This window comes from Novosphingobium sp. AAP93 (assembly GCF_001296055.1).
In the GTDB taxonomy this organism is placed as follows: domain Bacteria; phylum Pseudomonadota; class Alphaproteobacteria; order Sphingomonadales; family Sphingomonadaceae; genus Novosphingobium.
The window spans coordinates 1-6466 of the sequence record NZ_LJHZ01000112.1; the positions used below are offsets into that span (position 1 = coordinate 1).

Genomic DNA, 6466 nt, shown 5'->3' on the forward strand with positions numbered 1-6466 from the left:
GAAGTGGGGAATTTTCAAATGTCACTTCTGGGGCATTTTACTCCGCCAGCGACAGCCAGTCCGGGTCTGCTCGAACAGCCTGGCCCCCAGCCGGGTTTCAAGGCGGCGCAACCTGCGCCCGATGGTTGTCCCGTCAACACCCATGGCCAAGCCCGCCCGGCCCAACTGGCCGGTGCGGGCAAGGGCCAGAAAGGCCTGGAGATCGTCCCAATTCAAGGAATGCACAATTGCAGATCATACCGGCGAAAGTGCTGCTTGTCTGCATAAATTCAGTGCCGCATGGCGGCGCTGCAACAAACCCAGCGGGAGCCTGCGATGCGCCAGATTGACCATTTTGCTGCCGCATCAGGCCTTGTGGCAGCGACTTGCCGCACCATTGGCTGACGTCATGACCGGGCAATTCTCCCTGACGGACGATCAGCTGGCGATCCAGGACCTGGCCCGCAAGTTCACCGCGGACCGGATCACCCCCTTCGCAGCGCAGTGGGACGAGGAGCACAACTTTCCGGTGGAGGTCTGGAAGGCCGCGGGCGAGCTTGGCTTCGGGGCGATCTACGTGTCCGAAGAGAATGGCGGGATCGGGCTGGGCCGGCTCGAATCGGCGCTGATCATCGAGGCCATGGCCTATGGTTGCCCTACCACGAGTGCCTTCATCTCGATCCACAACATGGCGGGCTGGATGATCGACTGCTTTGGCAGCGCCGAGCTCAAGGCCCGGTTTCTGCCCGACCTGGTCACGATGGATCGGATCGCCAGCTATTGCCTGACCGAACCCGGGTCGGGTTCGGATGCGGCGGCGCTCAAGACCTTGGCGCGGCGTGATGGCGATCACTATGTTCTGAACGGCACCAAGCAGTTCATTTCCGGCGCCGGGTATAACGACGTCTACGTCTGCATGGTCCGCACCAGCGACGACAAATCACGCGGCATATCCTGCATCGTTGTGGAGAACGGGACCCCGGGTCTCTCGTTCGGCGCCCAGGAGCGGAAGCTGGGCTGGAACGCCAGCCCGACCGCGCAGGTGATCTTCGAGGACTGCCGGGTGCCTGTGGCCAATCGGGTCGGCGCCGAGGGCGAAGGCTTCCGCATCGCCATGGCCGGCCTCGATGGCGGCCGGCTCAACATCGGGGCCTGTTCGCTGGGCGGTGCACAGCGGTGCCTTGATGAAGCGATCGGTTACACCCGCGAGCGCCAGCAGTTCGGCCAGGCGATTGCCGAGTTCCAGAACACCCAGTTCACGCTGGCGGACATGGCCACCGACCTGGAAGCTGCGCGGGCGCTGCTCTACCTCGCTGCCTGCAAAGCGAGCGCCAACGAGCCCGACAAGTCGCGGTTCTCGGCCATGGCCAAGCGGCTTGCGACCGACTCCGGCAGCGAGGTGGTCAACCAGGCGCTCCAGCTGTTCGGTGGCTACGGCTATCTGAAGGACTATCCCATTGAACGGTTCTGGCGCGACCTGCGCGTTCACTCGATCCTGGAAGGGACCAATCAGGTCATGCGGATGATCATCGGCCGGGACTTGTTGCGCCAATGACCGAAGAGCTGATCATTGCGCGGAACGGCGAGCTCGGCACGCTGTCGCTCAACCGGCCTCAGGCGATCCATGCACTCACCTTGCCAATGGTGCGGGCGATGACGGCTGCGCTGCTCGCCTGGCGCGACGATCCGGAGGTCAAGACCGTGGTGATCGATCACGCCGAGGGCCGCGGGTTTTGCTCAGGCGGTGACATCAACCTGCTGCGCCATTCGGTGCTGAATGATCACGGGCAGACCGGCCGGGTGTTCTTCTATGAAGAGTATCAGCTCAACCATCTGATCTTCGCCTACCCTAAACCGGTGGTGGCCTTCATGGACGGGATAACCATGGGTGGAGGTGTGGGCATCTGCCAGCCCGCCCGTTTCCATGTTGCCACCGAGAACACGCGCTTTGCCATGCCCGAAACCGGGATCGGGCTTTTCCCCGATGTGGGGGGAGGGTGGTACCTGTCCCGCTTGCCCGGGCGCATTGGCCAGTTTCTGGCGCTGACCGGGGCCCGCTTCGACGGAGCCGACTGCCATTGGGCGGGTCTGGCGACGCATTACCTGCCGAGCGACGTGCTGAGCGAGGCCAAAGCCAGGCTGGCCCGCGGGTATGCTGCTGCGGAGGTGCTGGCCGCGCTGGCGATAACGCCGCCGGTCGCGCGCATCGCCGAACATGCCGCTCGGATAGTGCGCCATTTCGCCTCTGATCGGCTCGAAACTATCCTCGACAGTCTGACCGCCGACGATAGCGAATGGGCAACCCGTGAGCTGGCACTGGTCCGGGCCAAAAGTCCGCAGGCCTGCAAGGTTGCCTTGCGCCAGCTGCACGATGGCCTGCTGTGCGCTGACTTTGCCGCGAACATGGCGATGGAATACCGGATCGTGTCGCGGGTCCTGACCATGCCAGACTTTGCCGAAGGGGTGAGGGCCGTGATCGTCGACAAGGACAACGCGCCGCGCTGGGATCCGGCGACGCCGGAGGCGGTGTCTCACGATCTGATCGACAGCATCTTCGCGGCGCTGCCACCTGATGAGGAATGGCGCCCGCTGTGACCGCAATTGGGAGTAGAACGCAATGAAGATCGCTTTCATCGGCCTCGGCAATATGGGCGGCGGCATGGCCGCGAACCTCGTTCGGGCGGGGCATGAGGTTCATGCGTTTGATCTGAGCGCTGAGGCGTTGGCCCGGGCGGGCGAGAACGGCTGTGCCACCCATACGTCGATCCGGGACGCGGTGCAGGGCGCGGACGCCGTGGTCTCGATGCTACCCAACGGGGCGATCGTGAAGAGCGTTTTCGAGGCCGATGTGATCGGCCACGCACCGCAGACGGCCTTGCTGCTCGATTGCTCGACCATCGATGTCGAATCCGCGCGCAGTGTGGCCAGCGACGCAGCTGCTGCCGGCTATGCGATGGTCGATGCGCCAGTCTCGGGGGGCATTGCTGCGGCCAACGCGGGCACGCTGACCTTCATGGTTGGCGGCTCGGCCGAAGCCTTCGTCCGGGCGGAACCTGTGCTGTCGGCAATGGGCAAGGCCGTCATCCACGCGGGCGATACCGGTGCCGGTCAGGCGGCGAAGATCTGCAACAACATGATCCTGGGCGCGACCATGGTCGCCACCTGCGAAGCCTTTGCCCTGGCCGAGAAGCTGGGGCTTGATCTCCAGACCTTCTACGACATTTCGAGCCAGGCCTCGGGTCAGTCGTGGTCGATGACCAGCTATTGCCCGGTGCCCGGGGTCGGTCCGGCCAGCCCGGCTGACAACGACTACCAGGGCGGGTTTGCCACCGCGCTGATGCTGAAAGACCTCAAGCTGGCACTCGCCGCAGCGGCGCAGGTTGGGGCCCAGGTGCCGATGGGGACCAGGGCCGAGGAGCTCTACGCGGCCTTTGCCGCCGCAGGGCAGGGCGGGGCGGACTTCTCGGCGATCATCAAGACGCTTTGACCAGCTTCAGGTCCGGCCAGCCTGATCGAGAATCGGCTCCATCTTTGCCAGGGCGATATGGGCCAGGGCGGGATCTGGTCCGGCAATAATCAGGCATTGGCGAAGAAAACGGCGATGGAACAGCCGGGTAAGTGCCGCATCCAGCCCGGGATCGTCCGTGCCGATCAGACGGACCAGTGCTTCGTCACCCTCTGCGAGAGTGCGGGCGGTCCCGCCCGTCAAGGCGTTGGTCTCGGCCAGGTCAGCCGTTTCGCACCAATGGCGATAGTGTCCGCGATTGCGCAGATAGTGCGGGATCGAAGTGAGCACATTGCGCTGCCAATCGGGCAAGCCGTCGCTGGCCGGAATGCGGCCCAGTTCAGCGATCAGCTTGCCCAGCGCCAGGTCTTCGAAGGGGGTAGATTCCGGCGGGGGCAGGGCCATGTTGTCCAGTTCCAGCCCGATGATTTCGGCCAGCGCTTCGACCGCGCGCCGGCCGATGACCGCGACCTGGACAATGCTTTCCACCCAATCGCCGCCGCGGCCCATGTCGTGCAGGCCGAACAGCGGGCCGTAATAGGCCTCGCCGAGAAAGGCGACGGTGTGGAACGCGATCGCATCGTAGTCGAGCGGCTGGCCCGACGCCTGCTCATAGTGGCGGAACAGGGCGGGCACGTCGCCCATGTTCTCGATCGGGTGCCGGCCGCGATAGCAGGCCAGGTCACGCATCGGATCACCCAGATGGCCGATCTCGACATCGAGGATGCAGGTCACTTCCGGCCCGTCCGACAGGAACTGGCCGCAGTCTCCAGTCAGGAATGAGACGCGGGACAGCCCCTTGGGATAGTTGCGCCGCAGCCAGCCCGAAAAGAAGTGAATGAAAGGATCGCTGATCCCGCTCATGGCAGTCATGGCGTGGAACAGCTCGAAATGCCCGAGCGCGATCGCCCGGTCATCCGCCGGCATGATCGCGCCGGCCGCAGCGAACTTTTCGGGCGGGATGGCATGCATCCGGGCGAGAATTTCCATGTAGCGGAGCGAGGCCTGCCAACGGTCCTCGGTCATATTCGAGCCTTGTTCGATCGCCTGCTGGATCAGCCCGGGATCGCGCCCGCCGCGCACCCACTCCATCACGATCGCCACAGGTTCCGGACATAAACCCAGGATGGCCGGGATCGGAACGCCGTTCTGATGCAGGGTGTGCTGCATGTCGCGCTCATAGCTGAGCGGATAGGGATGCGTGAGCCAGGTCCGTTCGCCCTTGAGGAGCATCTCCGCCGGCTTGCCATTGCGCACCATCGTGGCCCGCCAGACCGGCCGCCAGCGCCTTTCCTTGTGCAAGACGACCTGCGAGCAGCCGAGCTCGGTCTCGAGATAGGCCGTCAGCTGCGCGACATCCGCTTCATGCGTGTCATGGTCGCGCGGGGTGGCACCCTGAGGCTTGAACACGGCGATCTCCCGGCCAGCCGCTACCCCGGATCGAGGCTGCGGACGATGGCTCATGGTGCGGCCGGTCCAGCGCCGGCTTCACCTACCTTCGGGACGGTAGCCCGGCAGATCTGTCCAATGGTGTGGGCCGTTCAATCCCACAGCACGTGGAGGGCATCCGGGCCCCGCATGTTCAGTCCGCGTATTTCCGGGTGCGGATAAGCCGGGTCGAACCGCAGGTTGGGCAGATCGAGTATGGCATCGAGCGCCACCTCCATCTCCGCGATCGCCATGTGCATGCCCATGCACATATGTGGGCCGAAGCCGAAGCTGAGCAGCGGGCGCATCGGGCGCTTCAGCCAGAGCCGGTCGGGGTCCTCATAGGTTTCCGGATCACGGTTGGCCGAGGCGATAGACAGCAGCACCGCAGTTCCCTGGGGAATGGTCACCCCGTCGATCTCCATGTCGCGCGCGGCGATTCGGGCCACGGCCCCGGCTGTGGGGTCGCGGCGCATGGTTTCGATCACCGCCTTGGAGATCAAGGTGCGATCGGCGCGCACCTCTTCCAGCACCTCGGGGTTTTCCAGAAGTTGCACCATCATGTTGGCAAAACTGCGGGTGGTGGTTTCGCCCGCCGCCAGCAGCAGCATGCGAATGAACAGCGTGATCTCGTCGTCCGTGAAGCGATTGCCCTCGTGCTCCACCTGCATCATGTGGCCCAGGATATCGGCGCGCATCTCGCCGCGGGCGCGATAGGCCTGCACGATCGGCAGCAGCGTATCGTACATCGATTGGCCGGCGACCATCGACTGCGGCACGGTGATCGCGGCCAGTTGCGGATCGGCCTGCGGCGCTGCGACGACCTGGATCGCCCAGCTTGCGAGGTTGGACAGCAAGTCCTCATCGTGGGGAAAGCCGAAATAGGCGTACATCGCCCGGATCGGGAAGGGCAGCGCCAGTTCGCGCACCAGGTCTGCCTTGCCGAGCGGCCGCAGCTTGGCGATGAATTCATTCATCACCACCGGGCGGATCATCGTGTCGACCAGCTTGCGGATCTCGCCGCGCATAAACGGCTTTTGCAGCGTGGCGCGGAATTTGTCGTGCGCCTCGCCGTCCATGGCCGTCAGCAACATGTTGTCCACGGCGGCGCCAAAGCCGTCACCAACAATATAGCTGAGCCAGTCTTTGGGGTTCATCAGGACGCTATGGATGTCCTTGTAGCGGAACAGCGTCATCACCGGGCGGCCGGACATCATATAGTCCGCCATGCTCGGGACCTGGTTCTCGATCAGCAGATCGCCATGCATGACCGGGCATTTGGCCCGCTTCTCCGCGAAGAGAGGGTAGGGGTTGTTGGGCGCCTTGCCGGAATAGCCATTGGTCACCAGCGAATAATCGGCAACCATCTGGTCCAGCGTACCAAGCTTCGTCGTGTTCATGCGTCAGGCTCCGTTCCCGTGCCGTGGGGCGTAATGTCAATGCCCTGTGATGAACAGGCTAGAGGCCCTGCGCACCTGTCTGACGGCATGTTCGTTTGAGGTCGCGTCCGTCAACGTGGTGTAATTTCGGCGGTGGCCTTGGGTCATCGTCAGG

At 64.1% G+C, this 6466-nt stretch carries 6 protein-coding genes; 3 read left to right on the forward strand and 3 right to left on the reverse strand.

Translation table 11 applies throughout. The annotated features are described in order from the left end of the window. Nucleotides 1-21: 21 nt before the first annotated feature. Nucleotides 22-225 carry a LysR family transcriptional regulator gene (locus IP83_RS17120; RefSeq protein WP_082364800.1) on the reverse strand — a complete coding sequence of 68 codons (204 nt, stop codon included), beginning with the start codon at nt 223-225 and terminating at the stop codon, nt 22-24. A 163-nt stretch (nt 226-388) separates the two neighbouring features. Between IP83_RS17120 and IP83_RS17125 the strand changes: the two genes are divergently transcribed. The 3 genes from IP83_RS17125 to mmsB are packed head-to-tail and all read left to right on the forward strand — an operon-like array spanning nt 389 to nt 3466. Continuing rightward, entirely contained in the window at nt 389-1534 is a 1146-nt protein-coding gene (locus IP83_RS17125; protein ID WP_054123456.1) for an acyl-CoA dehydrogenase family protein, read from the forward strand. Further along, nucleotides 1531-2574, forward strand: coding sequence for an enoyl-CoA hydratase/isomerase family protein (locus IP83_RS17130; RefSeq protein ID WP_054123457.1), 1044 nt, complete (start codon nt 1531-1533; stop codon nt 2572-2574). The genes IP83_RS17125 and IP83_RS17130 overlap by 4 nt, the downstream gene beginning before the upstream one ends. A 22-nt stretch (nt 2575-2596) precedes the next feature. Then, nucleotides 2597-3466, forward strand: a complete 870-nt coding sequence (gene mmsB, locus IP83_RS17135) for a 3-hydroxyisobutyrate dehydrogenase (RefSeq protein ID WP_054123458.1) — start codon at nt 2597-2599, stop codon at nt 3464-3466. A 6-nt stretch (nt 3467-3472) separates the two neighbouring features. On the opposite strand, the gene IP83_RS17140 is transcribed toward mmsB, so the two are convergent. Further along, complete coding sequence (locus tag IP83_RS17140; RefSeq protein WP_054123459.1) at nt 3473-4894, reverse strand: hypothetical protein; 1422 nt, start codon at nt 4892-4894, stop codon at nt 3473-3475. 131 nt (nt 4895-5025) lie between these two features. Next, entirely contained in the window at nt 5026-6258 is a 1233-nt protein-coding gene (locus IP83_RS17145) for a cytochrome P450 (protein WP_231625099.1), read from the reverse strand. Between the last annotated feature and the right edge of the window lie 208 nt (nt 6259-6466).